Raw genomic sequence first — 19967 nt, 5'->3', positions numbered from 1 at the left:
CCCCTCATTCCTCTGAAACTTTAACAAACTTGATCGGATTAACGACCCGACCATTTTGCCATACTTCGTAGTGCAAGTGGTAGCCCGTACTGTGGCCGGACGTACCCATATAAGAAATCAGTTGTCCCCGTTTGACGCGATCACCGGGTTTCACCAGGAGTTGCGCGTTATGGCCGTAATACGTTTTGAATCCGCTGCCGTGATCGATCACGATCAAGCGCCCGTATCCCCCGTTCCAGGAAGCGACCTGGACAACCCCGTCGGCGGTCGCATGAACCGGCGTGTTGGGAGAATTCGCGATATCGAGCCCGTTATGAAATTCGCCTTCTTCCCGGTCAAACGGCGAATTCCGGCGCCCGAAATACGAGGTCAATCGCCCGATCGTCGGCCAGTCTCTCGGCGTGGTCCGGAAAATACTGTGTTGATCCCGGATGTACTTTGAGATTTCTTCAAAATCCGAGATGACATCGCTGCCGGCCTGTTTGACGGTCTGAAGCTGCGAATGCATTTCTTCCACGGTGATCGTCGGACGCCGCCCGCTGATCAGGTTGAGGAGATCCCGCCGGTCACCCGTTGAAGGACCACCCATGGCGCGGTCCGACTCCACGATCGCCTTGCGCGTCTTCATCTTGAGCAATCCCTGCAGAGCAATTTCGGTCTCGCGGACCCGGTCCAGGTACTCCCGGGAATGCTTCATCTCCTGCGTGAAATACCACATTTTGGTCCGGAGCACATGCTCATCGGCTTTGGCGCGCCAGTAATCCACGTGGCGGCTAGTCACAAAGCCAGACCATACCGTTAGTCCGGTCCACGCCAGCAAAGCGAGGACTAAAAAGGAAAGGGAAAAATTAAGGCGGATCGGGCTTTTATCACTGTGGGGAATCAGCATCACAGTGAGTTGGCGCCCCAATTGTTTTTTCAGTTTCTCTGAAAAACTCATTCTAAGCCCTCAAAATACGTCTAAATGACACGTTCTTTGCAAAACCCGCTACATATATACCACCGCCCCTATGGGGTGTCAAGGGAAAAAACCGCCAGTTTTTTTATCGTATAAAGGTTATACGGTGTTTTGTTACAAGCCTGTAAAAAGTTGTTGCGCCATATGAATTGCCAGGGGGTGTTGTTATTTGATTGAATTCATATTCTCGCTGTTTTGAAAGGCCTATGGAACTTCCAAAAACATACAATCCGGAACAGACCGAACTACCCTGGTACCCTTCCTGGGAAGAAAAGGGCTATTTTAAACCTAAAAATGGCTCTGGAACGTCGTATTCGATTGTGATCCCCCCGCCGAACGTCACCGGCAGCCTCCATATGGGTCATGCCCTGAATAACACCCTCCAGGACCTCTTAATCCGGCAGAATCGCATGGCCGGCGCCAGAACCCTCTGGGTCCCGGGCACCGATCACGGCGGGATTGCCACGCAGAACGTGGTTGAAAAGCTGCTGCGATCCGAGAAAAAGACCCGCCACGAGCTGGGGCGCGAGAAGTTTCTGGAGCGAATGTGGCAATGGCGGCGCGAAGCCGGAGACACCATCCTGATGCAGCTTAAGCGCCTGGGCGCCAGCCTCGATTGGAGCCGCACGCGCTTTACGATGGATGAGGTGTATTCCCGCTCGGTCCGCCACGCGTTTGTCTCCCTCTTTGACAAAGGGCTCATCTATCGCGGCCCGCGCATGGTGAACTGGTGCCCGCGCTGCCATACCGCGTTGGCGGATATCGAAGTCGAACATGAAGAAAAGGCCGGGAAGCTGTGGCACATCCGTTATCCCCTGGATAAAAATCATTTCGTTGTCGTCGCGACGACCCGTCCCGAAACCATGCTGGGCGACACCGCGGTAGCGGTCAATCCGGAAGACCCCCGTTATAAGGCTTATATAGGTAAAAAACTGCGCCTGCCCCTGATGAACCGGGAGATCCCCATCGTGGCTGATACCGCGGTGGACGCGTCCTTCGGAACCGGCGCGGTCAAGGTGACGCCGGCGCATGATCCGACGGACTTTGAAATCGGGGAACGGCACAAACTCCCTCAGGAAGTGGTCATTAATTTTGTCGGGAAGATGACGGAGCGCGCCGGAGCCTACGCCGGGATGGATCGTTTTGACGCCCGCAAAAAGATCGTGGAGGACCTGGACGCGCAGGGGCTGTTGGAGAAGGTGGAGGAGTATCGCCTCTCCGCCGCGGTCTGTTACCGCTGCCAGACGATCATCGAACCGCTTATTTCAGAACAATGGTTTCTGAAAATGGGCGACATGGCGGCGCGCGCGGCGCAGGCGACGCGCGACGGACGCGTAAAAATATTCCCCTCCTCCTGGGAGAAACCCTACCTGCTCTGGCTGGAGAACATCCGGGACTGGTGCATCTCCCGGCAAATCTGGTGGGGACACCGCATCCCGGTCTACTACTGCAACACCGAAAAGGGCCGGGCTTTTGCCAGCGAAGAAACCCCGACGAAATGCCCCTCGTGCGGTTCGACGGACTTGAAGCAGGATGAGGACGTGCTGGACACCTGGTTCTCCTCGGCGCTCTGGCCGTTAACCGTCCTGGGATGGCCGGATGAAACGGACGATCTGAAGAGTTTTTATCCCACCTCGGTGCTCGTGACAGGCCATGAAATTCTCTATTTGTGGGTGGCCCGGATGGTGGTGATGGGGCTCGAGTTCCGCAACGACGTCCCTTTCCGCCACGTCTATATTCACGGGATCGTCAGGGACAAGCAGGGCAAGAAAATGTCCAAATCGCTCGGCAATGTCATCGACCCGCTGGGCATTATGAAGCAGTACGGGACGGATGCGCTGCGTTTTTCACTGGCGGAATCCAGCATCCCTGGCCGCGACATGCATCTATCCAACGACTCATTCCTGAAAGCCCGCAACTTCGCGAACAAATTATGGAACGCCAGCCGTTTTGTCTTGATGAATCTGGACGGGCATACCCCCCTCGCCTACCAACGGGTGGGAGAAGGGGTCCAGTTGGGGCTGGCGGATCGTTGGATTCTTCACGCGCTTCAAGAAACGATCGAGCAGGTGACCGCGGCGCTGGCCGCCTACAATCCAGCAGAAGCTTGCCGCGCGCTTTATGAATTCATCTGGGGATCGCTTTGTGACTGGTATGTGGAAATTTCCAAGGTCGCGCTCACGGGGTCTGACGCCCAAGCGCGTTCGGTCAAGCAGTCGTTGCTCGTCCATCTGCTCAGCCAGTCCGTCGCTCTTTTGCATCCGGTCATGCCTTATGAAACAGAAGAATTGTTCCAGGCGCTGCGGCCCTTTCTCCAAAACCCCGTTGACAGCCTGATGATTCACCCCTGGCCGGCCGCCGACAAAGCGCGCCTGGATCAGCCGGCCGCGGAGAAGATGGCCCTGGTCAAAGACGTGGTCACCGCCATTCGAACGCTGCGCAGCGAATCCGTCATCCCGCCCGGAATCAAGATCAATTGCAGCCTGCTCCACCTGGATTCCCGGGCGCAGGAAATTCTTAACGATCCGGATGTGAAAGCGTTTATTGTCTCTCTGGCCCGGCTGGAACAGCTGGAGACCCGCTCCGAACAGAAACCTTCCGAATATCTCTTCACGGTCTTTGGCGGCGGCGAGATCTACATCGCGGCGCAGGGGGTCATCGACAAAGAAAAGGAAAAGGCCCGGCTGCAGAAAAACAAGGCTCAACTGGAACAGATGCTGGCGCGGGGCCGGGCTTCCCTGGAAAACAAAGATTTTCTCGAGCGCGCTCCCAAAGAAGAAGTGGAGAGCCGCCGCGTCACCCTGCGGGAAACAGAGAAAAAACTTCTTTCGCTGGACCGCAACCTGGAGGGACTCGCATGAGCCTTCGCCCGATCAAGATCTCGCGCAATTATTTGAAATACCCGGAAGGCTCCTGCCTCTTTCAGATGGGCGACACCAAAGTGATCTGCACTGCGAGCGTCCTGGACGAAGTCCCGGACCACGCCAAAGGAGCGGGCATCGGCTGGGTGACCGCGGAGTATTCCATGCTGCCCCGCTCGACCACGACGCGCTCCAACCGGGGCCGTATCGCCTCCGGAGGCCGCGCCAAAGAAATTTCGCGGCTGATCGGACGCTCCCTGCGGGCCAGCCTGGATCTGGCGTCCATTCCCGAGCTGTGCATCGTCCTCGACTGCGATGTTCTGCAAGCCGACGGCGGCACGCGTACCGCATCCATCAACGGCGCTTTTGTGGCCATGATCATGGCGTTGCGCCACTGGCATAAAAAGCATGGTCTTTCGACATGGCCGGTGAAGGATTTCATCGGGGCCGTCAGCGTCGGGTTAGTTGATGGCCGGCCGGCGCTGGATCTAGATTATGAAAAAGATGTCCGGGCCGAAGTGGATTTGAATGTGGTCATGACCGGCTCAGGGCGTTACGTCGAAATCCAGGGGAATGCCGAGCATAAGCCGTTTTCACATGCGGATCTGGAAAAACTCCTGAGCTTGGCCGGCCAGGGCATCCGGAAGATCATGGTCGCCCAGAAAAATCTGCTGGGCGAGGTTCACCGGCCATGACAAACGCTTTTGATCCCTTCACCGTTGTCCTGGCCACGGCAAACCCGAACAAGGCGAAAGAAATTATGGCCATCTTCGCCGAGGTGCCGATCAAGTTTTTGACTCTGGAACACTTTCCCGGTGCCCCGGAGGTCGTCGAAGACGGGGCCACGCTCGAAGACAACGCCCGGAAGAAAGCGTTCGAAATCGCCAAGTTTACCCATCATATCGCAATGGCCGACGACTCCGGGCTAGAAGTGGATTTCTTAAGCGGCGCCCCCGGCGTTCTGTCCGCACGGTTTGCCGGCAATGCCTGCTCCTATGCGGACAACAACAATAAACTCCTGAAGCTCCTCAAAGGCGTCCCCACGGAATATCGCAAAGCCCGCTTCCGCTGCGTGATGGCGCTGGCGGTCCCCGGAGGCGCTGTGCGGACGGTGGAAGGCCACCTGGACGGCTACATCACCGATCGCCCGCGCGGCGAGGAAGGATTCGGGTATGATCCGGTGTTTCTGGTACCGGAACACGGCAAAACGCTGGCGGAACTCGGCCCGACTCTAAAGAACAGCATCAGCCATCGTTACAAGGCCTTGCAGGCCATGCAGCCGATTCTCATCAGACTCAGAGAAAGCATCCTTCAGCACATCGAACATCACAAATCCTGAACCCACACAATTCTCGACCAGTGGCCTTCCAACGAAGACACCAGTTTTCTATACTTACACACATCACAATCGATTCTCCTTCCTTTTTGGTGGTGGCTATAGCTCAATTGGTTAGAGCGCTGCCCTGTGGCGGCAGAGGTTGCGGGTTCAAGTCCCGTTAGCCACCCCATCTTTTATTTTGGAATGAACGCATGAGACAAATCCTTTCGAATATTTTCATGTTTCTTCTGATACCGATCATCGCCTCCATTCTCTTTTTAGCGATGTTCAATATTCTTCCCCACTCTTTGGCTTCTGCAGAACAACACAAGTTTCTCGAAATAGTGATTGGGTTCCTGGCCCTCCTGATCTTCGTTAAATGGACATGGTTTCTTTTGAACCGGTTGAGCCCTGGACGCTCGCTCATCGTCATCGTCGGAGTCGCCCTGATTCTTCGCGGTCTTTGGACCTTCAGCGTCCACAATGAACTGGTCTCCGATTTCGCCATTTATCACGAATTGGCGCAGGCATTGACTTCCGGCCAGGGATACACGCTGACCGGCCCCGTCGCCGCAGAGGACTTCACGCTATACCTGGGAACCGATAAACGCTTCCCTTATCCCACCGCCCACCGCGCCCCCGGAACAGCCCTGTGGGCGGCGCTGCTGATTAAACTCTTTGGCGATCATGTCCTGATTTTCAAAATCTCAAACATTCTTTTGAGTGCGGGGACCGTCATTTTGATTTATTTTCTTCTTGATCCGGCGAAGAACCATCGCCTGGCGCGCGGCAGCGCTTTCCTGTGGGCGCTCTATCCACCTTCGATCATGGCCACAAATCTGTTCGGGTCGGAAATACTGTTCACTTTCTTTTTGATTCTTCTGGCTTTTATCTCCTCGAAATGGCGGGAGGATTGGCTCCTGAAGCTTCCGGCCCTTGGACTGCTGACGGCGTGGACGGCTCTGATACGATCTACGCTCGCCGTTCTGGTCGCCAGCATGATCGGCATCTTATGTTTCCGACTGCCTTGCCGGAAAGCCATTGTCAGTTCTTTCATTTTCATGTTGTTTGTGGCGTTAGGCCTGGTCCCCTGGACCCTGAGAAACTGGAATGTTTTTCACAGGTTCATTCCGGTGTGCACGAACGAAGGAGAATTCCTGGGACGACACACAACCTATCTCCTTTTCGACAACCCGAAAGATCTCGAAGAAAACCCGAGATACATGGCGTGGAGATCCACAACAGATGAAGCGAGCCGGTCCATTCAGGGATACACGATGGCGATCGCCAACTGGCAGGAGATTCTTGGGCGCGGGCCTGCTTACATCGGACACGTACTTTTTCGAACATTGCAGAAAACATATTCAACCGATGACGAGATTTTGTTCTGGTCCGTGAAACGGTCCTATGGGATCGCGCAATTTCCGGGCCCCCCGACAGCGCTTCCGTACAAAACCCTTCTGCATTGGCGCTGGTTCACTGCGGCTTTCTACTTTTTCGTTTTATTTGGATCGTTGGTCGGGATGATCGTCATATGGACAAAAAACATGCTGTGTTTTAAAAACCTCCATTTCCTCGCGGCCACTTTTATATTATTCTTCGCGGCCAACACCATCGTGCTGGCTAAACCACGCTATCACTTTGCCATGATGCCCTTTCTGGTTATTCTTTCTGCAGCAGGTTATCTGCACCTTTTGAAGAAACTGCAACCGGCAGAAAACGAAAAAGCCATCCCTCCATCTAACGTTTGATCGCCGAGACTAGGAGACGTCCCCCAGCAGCCAGCGTTGGCTTCGATTTTGCCTGCTTGATACGTTTTAGCTGCCAGTCGTGCCAGGGACGAACGGAGCGATGGGATTGTCAGGAGAGGGAGAAGGGGAAGGAGGCACAAAATCACCACTCGCAACAATCTTTGGGTTAGAGGACAAGCGCTGCTTAATTCTTGCAAGGAGTTCTTCGCGAGAAAATGGTTTTTGCATATAGGTGAGCATTCCAAATTCGAGAAGCTTTTTCTTCGACTCGGGATTCCCCGGTCCGGCCAGGATCAGAACTGGAATGTTGCGGGTAAGAACCGAACGTCTTAGGTTGGTCAACATGGAAAGCCCGCCGCCCGCAGGGCATTGAAGATCGGCGATAATCAAGTCCGGTTTGTGACGAAGGGCGCACTGCATACCCATCATACCGTCCGGCACCCGAGTCACGTCAAAACCGTTGCCGACCAACTGGTGTTCTAACGAAACCGTGAAGTCCTCATCTTTGTCAACGATCAAGATTTTACACGCCATGTTTCGCCTCAGATGGCCCGCTCTTTCTTAACTTCTTTATGCGGGCGATCGTAATGATTCTCAAGGAAACAATATGTAACGTCAGGCGATGTATTGAGCTTGGCCCAGTGTCAGCCAGGTTCTAAAATCGTCGAACCAAGGACCCCATAATTTCCAACTCAGACAGCAGACCTCCGGCCCGCGTCAGCCCGCCAATGAAGCTGGAAGATCCACAAATGGGTGTGATGGGCATTGGAGGGAATGTCCCGCAAAAAGGTGAACGGCACATGCAAAAGAGTCTCCATGGGCTGAACTTCTCTCACGTCGAGCGTTTGACAAAAGACCCCGCCGGGACGTACGATCATTCCCGTGAAATCACCCAAGAAGACATCCAAGGAACCGTCTCTTCCTTCCCAAGACGAATCCCGCCGGTTCAATGTGCTTATGGAGGAATTGCTCTCGAAGTTCCGGACGTTCGGCGAGGCTCAATCCCTCATGCGCGAGGACATTAATAGCCTGAAACCCAGGTTCGATACACTCGAACAAAAGGTGGATGTATTGGAATCAGCTGTCCGTACCAATGGCCGAGACATAAACGCCCTGAAGGATGCCGTTCACGGAAATACCGAAGCCATCCACGCCATGCAGTACGACCTCAAGAACATCAACCAACGGCTCGAAGTAGTCGAAGCCAAAGTCGCGTCGTAAGCGGCTTAGCCGTGGTAACGCGCAAGAAGCCTTCCATTGCGCCCGAAGATGAAGCCCATCTGAATTATTTGTTGATGAAGAAACTGTATCGGCAGTTCCAAGGCTTTGTGCAGACCTTGGCCGATATTCGAGAAACCGTGGGCCGGATAAACGCCATGCTGGACAAAATGAACAAAGAATCCGATGTTTTTTGGACCGAGTTTAAGAGGGACTTCCCGGAGATGAAGCTCGACGTGGTCAAAACCCAAGACATATAGCCGACGGCTTGAATTGGCCGAAGCCAAGCTTCTTTCTTGAACCGATTACGCTACGCCGCCTCCAAAAGACAGATTCTAACCTCGTCCAGGATGCGACCCCATAATTTGATCACGGGTATCAGCGGACGATCGTGTAGAGCTCGACGGGAGAACCGGTTTCAATCGGTTGGAGCGCCAGACTGTTCATGACGAACTGGAGTGCTTCGGGACGAATGGCTGGCCGGTAGATGAGAACATAGTTCATATTGATTCCTTCAGCAGCCTTTCGGGCTGCTTCCCTGTCTGGAGTCGCGGACACGGATTGCCCTTCCTCCAGAGCCAGCAACCGATTGATAAAGGAATCCGCCTGGTAGGAACGGATCAACTTGCGCGGTAAGCGTCCGATATACCCACCCACCAAAGGTTTTTCATAGATCGTTTGCGCCCAGAGATGATCCCACGGGAAAACCCATGGCGATGGCATCGCATCTCCTGTCCCGATACTGGAATCTCCAATATAGAGAGGCAGCGCCAGCACGCCGCCCGGCGGCTGCTGACGAAGTATCTGATAAACCGGCAACGGTGGAGGAAATCGATAGACCGGCAGCCCCGGCCAATTTTCCCCCAAGACAAGCAAAAGGGCCGTGGCACAGACGATATTCAAATTCCATTTCCGGCGTTCGGATAGCCGGAGGATCCCCAGCGCCAGTACGACGGACCAGGCCACCGCTCCCACCGCCATCCATCGTTCGGGGATGCGTACATTTCCCAGGACAGGAATGAGCCGCCAGAAGTAGAAAGGCAACGGAAGCCAGGTATTTCGTTGGGCCAGATGCAGATAAACGCCCATCGACAGAAGGGTCGCGCCGGTTGCCAGCGCCAGCCATCGTCGCTCTCGCTGTCCGCTTCTCCAGAGCCGTGTCCAGAGAATCACTCCGATCACGATCCACCCCAGGCTGGCGGCCTGTTCCTGCGGGTTCATTCCCCTCACCTCATACCACCCGCTGACCGCTGATCCCCAAACCGCGTGCAACGGATTCGGCATGAACAGGGAAAAGAGATTGGCTCCCAGGGGGTGTGTCTTCCAGAGGATACTTTGCTTCGGATACCCCCCCTGACCGATCAACTGGATCGTCCCCACAAGGAGCGGCGATAAACAAATCGCCGACACCCCCAGCAGGATGAGATGACCGGTCAAACGGCGCCGCTGCTCCGTCGGTTCCAGAAAACGATCCATCCAGACCACCCGCACGAACGAGGCGCTAAAAACCCCAAAAAAAATCCACATCACCAACAACGCGTTCGCCGGAGATTCCAGCCCGATTACCAGAGATCCCATCAATAATTGGTTGGGACGAAACAAGATGATCCATCCAGCCAGAACAGCGGATAAGCCAACCATTCCAAGTGCGACCGGCCGCCATGAACAGTACAAAGGGTCTTTCTCGAGACGAAAACCGACTGGAGAAAGGTCAACCGCTGCGACAGCCAACCAGATCGCCACACTATAAAGGAGAAAGTAAAAGTGACATGCGGCTGTCCAGGCGAGTGCCACTCCAGCCAGAGCAAAAACCCAGGTTTTCTTACTCCGGCGCGCGCAAACCAGCGCCCAGAGAAACAAAGAAAGGCCATAAACATTGAACTGTCCCCAGTTCTGCATGGCGCGGGCCAACGTATAACTGTGGGTCATCACGAAAACACCTGCCACGAGCGCCGGCCCCTGGCGGTTCGTCACTTCGCGCGCCAGCAGATACGTGCAAAAACCCGTCAAAAACCAGGTGATCCAGAACCAGATGTTCGAGGACCCGATTAAGGAAACTCCGGCGCGCTGAGAAACCCAGGTCACAGCATTGGTCCATAACGGGTAGTCATGGGAAAGGAGGCTGACGCCAAACGGATGGAACAAATAAGAGGTCCGGAAAGGGTTGGTGTGAAGCGACTCGCAGGCCCGGTGGAACCACCAGGCGTTCCAAAGGAAGAGGCGGGTATCCTCAAGCCCTCCAGGGATGGCGGTTTGCCACCAGGGGAGAAGCCGCCGCAGAAAAATCATCGCAAGGGACGCGTAAAACAGCGCGGCTCCCATAATCATCAGCATAGGCACATAATAGTCTATAACGCGCGGGGACCGATAGTGCCCGTTACTTGAGAAATGCTACACTTATTGCCCGACAGGCATTTTGGCAGAAATCGACTTTAAAAATAAGGCAATCTGCTGGTTTAACGGGGCGTAGCGCAGCTGGTAGCGCGCCTGCTTTGGGAGCAGGAGGTCGCCGGTTCAAATCCGGCCGCCCCGAGGTTTTGAGTCACTGGAGCCGGGTTCACTCGCCACACAACAGGCGAGTGTCCGCCCGACGTGTGGCGGACAAATCCCGGCGCCCCGAGATTTGACTCTCTTGCGCCCTTAGCTCAACGGATAGAGCAGTAGCCTTCTAAGCTACTGATAGAGGTTCGATTCCTCTAGGGCGCATGATGCTTTGAGGGCCACTAGCTCAATTGGTAGAGCAATCGCCTCTTAAGCGATAGGTTAAGGGTTCGAGTCCCTTGTGGCCCAAGATTTTTGGGTTCGCCCGCCACACATCGGGCGGGCGCCCGTAGTGTGGCGCCCGAGTCCCTTGTGGCCAAAAATTTGGCGCCCGTAGCTCAACTGGATAGAGCATCAGTCTTCGGAACTGAGGGTTAGGGGTTCGAATCCCTTCGGGCGCAAAGCTTCGACAAAAGGGTTCGCCCGACACACGACGGTCGGGCGTCCGCCGGGAATGTGGCGGACGACTCCTGTCGGGCGCAGATCATCTCCTGGGCGGATGGCGGAATGGCAGCCCCGTCCTTTATACTGCTCACCTGAGGTGAGCTAAATTGACGGGGCAGCACCGGCTATCTTGCTTGTTCCTGGACCGGTGGCGGAATGGCAGACGCGCAAGGCTTAGGACCTTGTGTTCGAAAGGACGTGCGAGTTCGAGTCTCGCCCGGTCCAGGAACAAGCGGATAAAAAGGACGGTGCAGACGCGCATGGCTTAGGACCATGTGCCCGAAAGGGCTTGCGGGTTCAACTCCCGCCCCGACCAGGATCTCAGGCGAGTTCGTACCTCGCAGTTGTCGATGCGAGGTACAGCACCGCTTCCTTGGAAAATGAGGAGCGGTGCGAGTCTCGCCCGGTCCAGTTGCGAGCTTGACGAAGGGTTAAAGAGGTTCGCCCGACACACGACGGTCGGGCGAGCGCCTGTTGTGTGGCGCTCGAGTCCTCTTCCGCCCAAATTATTAACGTAGAAAGGCTTCAAGGACATGGAAATAACGGAAAAAGCTATCGCAGCGAAAGTTAAAGTCATTAAGGAGGAGTCCTGCAAGATATCGTTTTCAGTGGAACTCCCCAAAGAAGAAGTCATTAAAGAAACAGAGGAAGCTTTTCAGAACATTCAATCGCGTGCCTCCTTGCCCGGATTCCGCGCCGGCAAAGCGCCGATGGACCTTGTTCGCAAGCACTTCGCCGAGCGCGCCCGCCAGCATGTGATGGAGCATCTGATCGGACGGGCCGCCACCCAGGTGATCCGCGAGCGCAAACTGCGGACCATCGATACGCCAAAAATTGAAAAGCTGGATTTCGACTTCGGCAAGCCCCTGCAGTTCCAGATGACCGTTGAAAGAGATCCGGAAATCAAATTAAAGGATTACAAGGGCCTGAAGGTGACGCGGCCGGCCGTTCTGGTAACGGACGAAAACATCAATAAGGTTCTGGAAGATCTCCGGGAACGCAACGCCTCTTTGAACGCGTCCAAGGACGCTCAGGTCGGAAAAACTCATTTTGTCGTAGTCGATTTTGAAGGTAAAATTGAGGGGAAGGCTTTCCCTGGCGGCTCCGCCACAAACCATTTATTGGACATGAATCAGCCGCAGACCATCGCGGGATTCAGCGAAGGGCTTCTCGGAGCGGCGATCAATGAAAAACGCGCGGTGACGGTCACCTTCCCTGCGGATTATTTCCGCAAAGAATGGGCTGGCAAACAAGCTGTTTTTGACGTCACGATCAAAGAGATTAAGGAAAAGAAACTCCCGACGCTGGACAACGAATTTGCGAAGGACCTGGGAACGGGATCTCTGGAGGAACTCCGGCAGAAAGTCCGGGAGAATCTGACCAAGGAACAGACAGCCAAGTCCGACAAAGACGTGGAAGACCAGATTCATCAGGGGCTGATCGATAATCACAAATTCGACATTCCCCCCACGCTGGTGGTCGAGCGGGTCCAGACGCTGACGCAGCGCGCGCTGAGCCACCTTCAGCGGCAGGGCCTGGTCCAGGCCGGCGATAAGCAGGCGGAAGCCACGATCCTTGAAAAAAGCCGCCCCCAGGCGGAGCGCGATATCCGGCTCTCCTATCTACTGCGCGCCATTTCCGTTCAGGAGAAGCTCGAGGCTACAGAGGCGGACGTCCAGGAGCTGAAGAAAAAAGCGCTTGCGGAGAATAAAGATCAATCGGAGTCCATAGAGAAATACTTCCAGGAACGGGATCTGTCGATCCGCGCATCATTGACGGAAGGCAAGGTCCTGGAATTTCTGAAGAACAACGCCAAGGTCAAAACGGCTAAAGACTAACAAGGAGGCTGAGATGGTCGCGATGGTCCCAACAATTATTGAACGCTGGAATCAGGGTGCCGCCGTCGGGTATGACATTTTTTCCCGACTTTTGAAAGATCGCATTATTTTTGTCGGCGGGTACGAGGGCACGGTGACAACGGACTCAGCGAATTTGATCATCGCGCAGCTGTTGTTCCTGGAAGCCGAAGATCCCGAGAAGGAAATCAATCTCTACATCAACTCCCCCGGCGGCATGGTGACCGCGGGGCTCGCGGTGTACGACACGATGCAGTACATCCGGTGCCCGATCACCACCATCTGCATGGGCATGGCGATGTCGTTTGGCGCGGTGCTGTTGTGCGCGGGTTCGAAAGGGAAGCGCTTTGCGCTGCCGCATTCCCGGATCATGATTCACCAGCCGTTGATTCACGGCGGCGGCATCTCCGGCCAGGCCACGGATATTGAAATCGAAGCCAAGGAAATCGTCGACACGAAGAAGCGGCTGAACGAAATCATTGCGAAGCACTCCGGGCAAACGTCGGAGAAAGTAGAGCGCGACTCCGACCGTAATTTTTACCTGTCCGCCGAAGAGGCCAAGGCTTACGGACTGATCGACGAGGTCATCACCAGAAAGAAATAGCCTTTTAACGTTCCGGATGGAGCTGAACCCATGAGCTTGACCAAAGACCCGAAAGAGCTGTTCCACTGCATTTTCTGCGGAAAAGGCAAACGCGAGGGCTTGCGCCTGATCGGCGGACAAGGCATTTACGTCTGCGAGGAGTGCGTCCGGAACTCCTACCAGCTCCTCAATAAGATCACCGAAGAAGATGACCGCCGCACAATCAAGGTCGTCCCAAAACCGGCGGAAATCAAGCGCGTCCTGGACGAATACGTGGTCGGACAGGAGCGCGCGAAGCGGGTGCTCTCGGTTTCGGTCTATAACCATTACCGGCGCATGGAAATCTCGGCGCAGGCCTCGGCACAGGACGTGGAGCTCCAAAAATCCAACATTCTTCTGATCGGGCCCACCGGCACCGGTAAAACGCTCCTGGCTCAGACGCTGGCCCGATTACTGCACGTGCCTTTTGCTATCGCCGATGCCACGACGCTGACCGAAGCGGGCTACGTCGGCGAAGATGTTGAAAACATCATCCTTCGTCTGCTTCAAAACGCCAACTATGACGTCAAGCGCGCCGAACGCGGCATCGTTTACATCGACGAGATCGACAAGATCTCCCGGAAAACCGATTCCCCCTCCATCACCCGGGATGTCTCCGGTGAAGGCGTTCAGCAGGCGCTGCTGAAAATTTTGGAAGGGACGATCGCCTCCGTCCCCCCGCAGGGCGGGCGCAAGCATCCCCAGCAGGAATACATACAAATCAACACAACCAATATCCTCTTCATCTGCGGCGGCGCCTTTGAGGCCCTTCCAAAAGTGATTGAACAGCGGGTCGGCAAACGCGGCCTGGGATTCGGCGCGGATGTGAAACCCAAACAGGAACTGAAGGTCGGCGATGTCTTGAAACACGTGACCCCTCCGGACCTGATCCGGACCGGCATGATCCCGGAGCTGGTCGGCCGTCTGCCGATCATGGCCACGCTGGATGACCTGGACGATAACACCCTGGTTCAAATCCTGACCACACCGAAAAACGCCCTCGTCAAACAATACGCGAAGATGTTCAGCCTGGAGGACGTGGAGCTCGTGTTCACGCCGGAAGCGCTGCTGGCGGTGGCACAGCTGGCGCTCAAGCGCGGCTCGGGCGCCCGCGGGCTGCGGTCTATTCTCGAAGATGTTCTGCTGGACATCATGTATGACCTGCCCGACCAGCAGAATCTCGAGCGCTGCATCATCGATGAAAATGTCATTCATAAAGTGTATCCGCCCATCCTTCAAATGAAGGAAGAGAAAAAGATCGCATGACCCGAGAGACGTTGCCGCTCCTTCCGGTCCGGGATATCGTGGTTTTCCCCCATATGGTTCTTCCGTTGGATGTGTCGCGCCCGAAGAGCATCAAGGCGCTGGAAGAGGCGATGTTGACCCAGCCGCATCTCATTTTTATCGCCGCCCAGAAACGAGTGGAAACCGAAGACCCCTCCCAGGAGGACGTTTTCGCGATCGGCACCGTCGCCAAAATTCTGGAGCTGCTCAAAATGCCGAACGGGCAGCTTAAAATCCTCATCGAAGGGCAAACCCGCGGGCGTATTCACCAGTTCCGCCTGACGCCGGGCCAGGTCCACCTGGAAGTTGAAGTGGACCTCCTCGCCGAACCGCAGTCTGTCACCCCCGAAGTTCAGGCGCTGATGCGTCAAGGCGCGCAGTTATTTGATTCCTATATCAAGCTGAACCGCCGCGTGTCGTTTGAAGTGGCGGTTTCCCTCAACACTATTGAAGACCCCGCCCGTTTCGCCGACACCATCGCCAGCAACATGCTGATCAAAATCAGCGATAAGCAGCTCCTGCTGGAAGTGACGGACCCGCGCGACCGGCTTGAACGGCTGGTGGAACTCTTGAACGCGGAAATTGAAATTCTGAACATCGAACGCCGGATCCAGAACCGGGTCCGGAACCAGATCGAAAAAACGCAGAAAGAGTACTACCTGAACGAGCAGATGAAAGCCATTCAGAAAGAACTCAGGCAGAAAGACGACTCCGCGAAAGAGATGGATGAACTCCGGGAACGGATTAAAACCGCCAAGATGAGCCCGGAAGCCACCGAGGCCGCGGAAAAAGAAGTCTCGCGGCTGGAGAAAATGATGCCCTTTTCCCCGGAAGCCACCGTCATCCGAACATACCTCGATTGGCTCGTCAGCCTTCCTTGGTCGCTCCGGAGCCAGGACAACCTGGACCTCAAGCGGGCCCAGACCATTTTAGACGAAGACCACTACGGACTTGAGAAACCGAAAGAGCGCATCATCGAGTATCTGGCCGTCCTGCGCCTGGTCAAAAAAATCAAAGGACCGATTCTGTGTTTCGTCGGCCCTCCGGGCGTCGGGAAAACCTCGCTGGCCCGGTCCATCGCCCGAGCGCTTCAGCGGGAGTTCGTCAAGATGACGCTTGGCGGCGTCCGGGACGAATCCGAAATCCGGGGACACCGCCGGACGTATATCGGCTCGCTGCCGGGACGCTTGATCCAATCGATTCGAAAAGCCAAGACGAAGAATCCGGTGATGCTGCTGGATGAAATCGATAAGATGGGCATGGACTGGCGCGGAGACCCGGCCGCGGCGCTGCTCGAAGTCCTGGACCCGGAACAGAATCATACGTTTGTGGATCATTTTCTCGACGTCGAATTTGATCTCTCCGAGGTCTTCTTCATCTGCACGGCGAACAGCCTCCACGCGATCCCCCCCTCCCTTCAGGACCGGCTGGAAGTGATCCGTTTCTCCGGTTACACGGAAGAGGAGAAGCTCCATATCGCGAAGAACTACCTGATCCCGAAGCAGATGAAAGAACACGGCATGGAGGCCAAACCGGTCACGATTTCGAAAGAGGCGCTCCAGCGCATCATCCGCGATTACACGCGCGAAGCCGGCGTTCGCCACCTGGAGCAACGCATCGCCTCCCTCTGCCGCAAGTCTGCTAAAATGCTGGTGGAATCCTCCGCTGATAAAACCATTCGCGTCACAGATCAACGCGCCGCGCAGATGCTGGGAGTACCGGAGTTCTCTAAAGAGCCTGCGGCGGCCAACAGCGTGGGCATTTCAACCGGTCTGGCCTGGACCGAACACGGGGGCGAGGTGCTGGAGATTGAAGTGGCGAGAATGCCGGGCAAAGGCAAGCTTACGTTGACCGGCAAGCTGGGCGAAGTGATGCAGGAATCCGCGCAGGCGGCTCTCTCTTTTATCCGGGCCAACGCCCGAAAATGGCACATCAAGGACTCTTTTTTCAAGCAGCAGGACTACCATATTCATGTGCCGGAGGGAGCGACTCCAAAAGACGGCCCCTCGGCCGGGACCGCGATCGCCACCGCGCTGATCAGCGCCATGACCCAGCGGCCGGTCAAAAAGAAGGTGGCCATGACCGGCGAAATTACGCTGCACGGGCGGGTGCTCCCGATCGGGGGCCTGAAAGAAAAAAGCCTGGCCGCTTACCGCGAGGGAATGGATGTCATGCTCTTCCCCGAAGGGAACCGCAAGGATTTGGACGAAATTCCGGACGATGTCAAAAGCCATCTGAAGATGATTCCGGTGAAACACATGGAACAGGTTCTTTCACTGGCTCTGGATCCCAAGATCGCCTTGCATCGACCGTCTTAGAAAGGTATTCCCATGAAAAAACAGTATCTGATTACCCCCGGTCCCACCCCGATTCCTCCGGAAGTCTCCTCAAAGGAAGGACTTCCCATTATCCATCACCGGACCGCTGAGTTTGCAACCCTCTTCGGCGAAGTGATCGAAGGCCTCAAATACGTTTTCCAGACGAAGAATGACGTTTTTCTGATGGCCAATTCCGGCACCGGCGCCATGGAATCAGCGGTGGCGAACCTCGTGAGCGCCGGAGACACCGCGATCGTGGCTTCGTCGGGCGCTTTTGGCGAGCGCTGGGGCAAGTTGCTCGAAACGTACGGTGCGACCGTGGTCTGGGTCCGTTCGGAAGACGGCTTTGCCGTGGATCCGTCCCAGGTTGAAAAAGCCCTGAAAGCGCATCCGGAAGCCAAGGCGGTTTTTTGCCAACATACCGAAACCTCCACCGGTGTGGTGACGGATCTGAAGCGTCTCGGCACTATCGTTTCAGCCACACCAACCGTTCTTGTTGTCGACGCCATCTCGGGTCTTGGCGGCCAGGAGCTCCGGACGGACGAGTGGAAGCTCGACGTCGTGGTGTCCGGTTCCCAGAAAGGCCTCATGACCGCTCCGGGTCTGGCCATGGTCTGCATCAATGAAAAGGCCTGGAAACTCGTCGAGACGTCGAAGAGTCCGCGCTTTTATTTTGATTACCGGAAAATGAAGAAATCCGTCGTAGAGAACCAGACGCCTTTCACGCCGGCGGTCACGCTGGTCGTGGCGATGGCTGAAGCGATCCGCCAGATCCGCAAGGAAGGGCTGGAAAATGTTATCCGCCGGCACACCTGGATGGCGGAAGCCACCCGGGCGGGAATTCAAGCCCTTGGGCTTGAGATCTTTGCGAAAAATCCCTGCAATGTCCTGACCTCCGTGGTGGTTCCAGCCGGGATTGAGGGTAAGAAAATTGTCAAGCGACTCCGCGAAGAGTACGGCGTTTCGATCGCCGGCGGCCAGGTGCATCTGGTCGGAAAGATTTTCCGGTTGGCGCATATGGGCTACATGGAACGCTTCGATGTCATCATCGCCCTGTCCGCCGTTGAAATGATCCTCCATGAGATGGGCGCCAAGATTGAGCTGGGCAAAGGGGTGGCCGCCGCCGAACGGATTCTGGTGTCCAAACCCGCTCCGGGTGCCCCCCCCGCAACGGTTCCGGCTCCGGCCGGAGCGAGGTGAACGCCATGATCAAAATACTGGCCGCCGATCCCATTAGCGAATCCGGGCTTCAGGTTTTTCAGGGAAATAACAATTTTTCCGTTGAAGCGCGGCAAAAACTCTCCCCGACGAGTTGAAAAAACTGGTGGCGGACGTGGACGCGATCATCGTTCGCAGCGAAACCAAGATCACCGCCGACATTTTGGCCGCGGCCAAAAAGGTCAAAATCATCGGCCGGGCCGGGGTGGGCGTGGACAACATCGACGTCAACGCCGCCAGCCGGCAGGGCGTGGTGGTCGTCAACGTCCCGGGCGGCAACACGATTTCTGCGGCGGAACACACCGTGGCGCTGCTTCTGGCTCTGTCGCGGAACATTCCGCAAGCCAACACCAGCGTCAAATCGGGCGAATGGAAACGCTCTCAGTTTACAGGCACGGAACTTCAGGGAAAGATCCTCGGCTTGATCGGGTTGGGACGCATCGGCCGCGAAGTGGCCAAGCGCTGCCAGAGTTTCGGCATGGAGGTTCTGGGCTACGATCCGTATGCCTCCGAGGAATACGCGAAGAACTTTAACATCAAGCTGGTGACCCTGGACGACATTTATACGCAGGCCGATTACATCTCCGTCCACGTTCCATTGAACGACACCACAAAATATCTGTTTAACACCAAGACGCTGGCCCGATTAAAACCCGGCGTTCGCCTCATCAACTGCGCGCGCGGCGGTATTATCGAGGAAAAAGCCCTGGTGGAAGCGCTCAAGAACGGTTCGGTCAAAGGCGCTGCTCTGGATGTCTTTGAATCCGAGCCTCCGGCCAAAGACAACCCCTTGTTCGCTCTCCCCAATGTCATCGTCACGCCCCACCTGGGCGCGGCCACGGAAGAGGCCCAGGTCAAAGTCGCTCAGGAGCTCGCGGAAACGCTGCGCGATTATTTCCTGAACGGAACGGTGCGCAACGCCGTGAACCTTCCGGCGATGGACGCTGAGCAGTACCGTGAGCTGGAACCGTACATTCTCCTGGCGGAAAAACTCGGGAAATTTGTCACTCAGCTGGCCCCCGGCCCTGTGAACGAGCTGAAGATCAGCTACGCCGGTGACGTCAGCCAGAAAAACACCGTCGCGCTGACGCTGGCGGTCCTGAAAGGCCTGCTGACGCCCATTCTGGACATCGAGGTCAATTTGGTGAATGCGCCGCATCTCGCCAAAGAACGGGGACTCAAGTGGACGGAAACGAAAACCATCGAAACGCAGGATTTCACCAGCTTGATCACGTTGCGGGCGGCGTCCGGGAAAGAAAAGCTGACGGTGGCGGGAACGCTTTTTGCCAAAAATAGCCTGCGGATCGTTTCCATCGACGATCTGACCGTGGACGTCGTTCCCGAAGGCACCCTGGTGGTCTACACCAACCAGGACAAACCCGGTGTCATTGGAAACGTCGGGACCGTCCTGGGCAAAAACAGCATTAACATCGCCACCATGCAGGTCGGCCGCAAGTCCACGGGCGGAGAAGCCGTCACGGTGGTCAGCGTGGATTCGGATGTGCCGGACGCGGTGCTTCAGCAGATCAAAACCTGTCCCGGCATCACTCAAGTGAAGTGCGTCAAACTCTAAAGGCC

General features: G+C 55.9%; 15 protein-coding genes, 6 tRNA genes and 1 pseudogene. 18 read left to right on the top strand and 4 right to left on the bottom strand.

Annotated elements, in window-relative coordinates; translation table 11 throughout:
• Positions 1–4: 4 nt before the first annotated feature.
• Positions 5–940, bottom strand: a complete 936-nt coding sequence (locus WC859_07640; protein ID MFA5976016.1) for a M23 family metallopeptidase — start codon at positions 938–940, stop codon at positions 5–7.
• Between the two features lie 224 nt (positions 941–1164).
• Here WC859_07640 and WC859_07635 point away from each other — a divergent pair, with 224 nt between their 5' ends.
• From WC859_07635 to WC859_07615, 5 genes are all read left to right on the top strand, one after another.
• On the top strand, positions 1165–3819 hold the full coding sequence (locus tag WC859_07635; protein MFA5976015.1) for a valine--tRNA ligase: 2655 nt from the start codon (positions 1165–1167) through the stop codon (positions 3817–3819).
• Positions 3816–4514: a ribonuclease PH gene (gene rph, locus WC859_07630; GenBank protein ID MFA5976014.1), complete on the top strand. Its 699-nt coding sequence runs from the start codon at positions 3816–3818 to the stop codon at positions 4512–4514. The genes WC859_07635 and rph overlap by 4 nt, the downstream gene beginning before the upstream one ends.
• Positions 4511–5158 (top strand): XTP/dITP diphosphatase, encoded by a 648-nt coding sequence (locus WC859_07625; protein ID MFA5976013.1) that lies wholly within the window; start codon positions 4511–4513, stop codon positions 5156–5158. Before rph ends, WC859_07625 begins: the two co-directional genes overlap by 4 nt.
• Positions 5159–5250: 92 nt before the next feature.
• Positions 5251–5327: transfer RNA gene (locus tag WC859_07620), tRNA-His, on the top strand.
• Positions 5328–5349: 22 nt separating this feature from the next.
• Positions 5350–6888 (top strand): glycosyltransferase family 39 protein, encoded by a 1539-nt coding sequence (locus WC859_07615; GenBank protein ID MFA5976012.1) that lies wholly within the window; start codon positions 5350–5352, stop codon positions 6886–6888.
• 66 nt (positions 6889–6954) lie between these two features.
• On the opposite strand, the gene WC859_07610 is transcribed toward WC859_07615, so the two are convergent.
• Positions 6955–7422 carry a response regulator gene (locus tag WC859_07610; GenBank protein ID MFA5976011.1) on the bottom strand — a complete coding sequence of 156 codons (468 nt, stop codon included), beginning with the start codon at positions 7420–7422 and terminating at the stop codon, positions 6955–6957.
• A 158-nt stretch (positions 7423–7580) separates the two neighbouring features.
• Positions 7581–7766 carry a hypothetical protein gene (locus tag WC859_07605; GenBank protein MFA5976010.1) on the bottom strand — a complete coding sequence of 62 codons (186 nt, stop codon included), beginning with the start codon at positions 7764–7766 and terminating at the stop codon, positions 7581–7583.
• A 4-nt stretch (positions 7767–7770) separates the two neighbouring features.
• Between WC859_07605 and WC859_07600 the strand changes: the two genes are divergently transcribed.
• Positions 7771–8109, top strand: coding sequence for a hypothetical protein (locus WC859_07600; protein MFA5976009.1), 339 nt, complete (start codon positions 7771–7773; stop codon positions 8107–8109).
• Between the two features lie 11 nt (positions 8110–8120).
• On the top strand, positions 8121–8366 hold the full coding sequence (locus WC859_07595; GenBank protein MFA5976008.1) for a hypothetical protein: 246 nt from the start codon (positions 8121–8123) through the stop codon (positions 8364–8366).
• Positions 8367–8484: 118 nt separating this feature from the next.
• Here the strand turns inward: WC859_07595 and WC859_07590 are convergent, their stop codons facing one another.
• A complete protein-coding gene (locus tag WC859_07590) occupies positions 8485–10428 on the bottom strand; it encodes a hypothetical protein (GenBank protein MFA5976007.1) in 1944 nt (647 codons plus the stop codon).
• A 138-nt stretch (positions 10429–10566) separates the two neighbouring features.
• Here WC859_07590 and WC859_07585 point away from each other — a divergent pair.
• The 11 genes and pseudogenes from WC859_07585 to serA all read left to right on the top strand — a co-directional run bounded on the left by WC859_07585 (position 10567) and on the right by serA (position 19962).
• Positions 10567–10639 (top strand) — tRNA-Pro (locus WC859_07585).
• Between the two features lie 101 nt (positions 10640–10740).
• Positions 10741–10812: transfer RNA gene (locus WC859_07580), tRNA-Arg, on the top strand.
• Positions 10813–10823: 11 nt separating this feature from the next.
• A tRNA-Lys gene (locus WC859_07575) sits at positions 10824–10896 on the top strand.
• 78 nt (positions 10897–10974) lie between these two features.
• Positions 10975–11048: transfer RNA gene (locus WC859_07570), tRNA-Arg, on the top strand.
• 185 nt (positions 11049–11233) lie between these two features.
• A tRNA-Leu gene (locus WC859_07565) sits at positions 11234–11316 on the top strand.
• 308 nt (positions 11317–11624) lie between these two features.
• Positions 11625–12929 (top strand): trigger factor, encoded by a 1305-nt coding sequence (gene tig, locus WC859_07560; GenBank protein ID MFA5976006.1) that lies wholly within the window; start codon positions 11625–11627, stop codon positions 12927–12929.
• Positions 12930–12939: 10 nt separating this feature from the next.
• Positions 12940–13551 (top strand): annotated as a pseudogene (locus tag WC859_07555) (ATP-dependent Clp protease proteolytic subunit).
• Between the two features lie 30 nt (positions 13552–13581).
• Positions 13582–14835 carry an ATP-dependent Clp protease ATP-binding subunit ClpX gene (clpX, locus tag WC859_07550; GenBank protein ID MFA5976005.1) on the top strand — a complete coding sequence of 418 codons (1254 nt, stop codon included), beginning with the start codon at positions 13582–13584 and terminating at the stop codon, positions 14833–14835.
• Positions 14832–17171: an endopeptidase La gene (lon, locus tag WC859_07545; GenBank protein MFA5976004.1), complete on the top strand. Its 2340-nt coding sequence runs from the start codon at positions 14832–14834 to the stop codon at positions 17169–17171. The genes clpX and lon overlap by 4 nt, the downstream gene beginning before the upstream one ends.
• Positions 17172–17183: 12 nt before the next feature.
• Positions 17184–18371 (top strand): alanine--glyoxylate aminotransferase family protein, encoded by a 1188-nt coding sequence (locus tag WC859_07540; protein ID MFA5976003.1) that lies wholly within the window; start codon positions 17184–17186, stop codon positions 18369–18371.
• A gap of 112 nt (positions 18372–18483) precedes the next feature.
• Positions 18484–19962 (top strand): phosphoglycerate dehydrogenase, encoded by a 1479-nt coding sequence (gene serA / locus WC859_07535; GenBank protein MFA5976002.1) that lies wholly within the window; start codon positions 18484–18486, stop codon positions 19960–19962.
• Positions 19963–19967: the final 5 nt, after the last annotated feature.

It is taken from the genome of Elusimicrobiota bacterium, assembly GCA_041660185.1.
Taxonomy (GTDB): domain Bacteria; phylum Elusimicrobiota; class Elusimicrobia; order 2-01-FULL-59-12; family 2-01-FULL-59-12; genus JBAZWU01.
Note: the sequence above shows the minus strand (reverse complement) of the source record. Positions and strands in the feature narration are given on the sequence as shown.